The organism is Mesorhizobium sp. M1A.T.Ca.IN.004.03.1.1 (genome assembly GCF_003997555.1).
Classification (GTDB): domain Bacteria; phylum Pseudomonadota; class Alphaproteobacteria; order Rhizobiales; family Rhizobiaceae; genus Mesorhizobium.
Map to the genome: position 1 here is coordinate 1 of NZ_RZTV01001055.1, position 238 is coordinate 238.

Annotated in this window: 1 pseudogene; it reads left to right on the forward strand. The window is 58.8% G+C overall.

The window, feature by feature from the left end:
• Positions 1–238: pseudogene (locus EOD29_RS34900) on the forward strand (glycosyltransferase family 39 protein); the annotation flags it as partial.

Sequence of the window (238 nt, forward strand, 5' to 3'; positions counted from 1 at the left end):
CGGATCTTTTCGTCGACGAGGCGCAGTACTGGTTCTGGTCACAAAACCTCGACCTCGGCTATTATTCCAAGCCGCCGATGATTGCGTGGGTAATCCGGGCGATGACCGAGCTTTCCGGCTCCAACGCCATCTATTGGATCAGGCTGCTCGGACCGCTGATCCACATGGCCGCGGCACTGGTATTGATGAAGACGGCAAAACGTTTCGTCGGGCCGGAGATCGAAGGCTGGACGGGCGC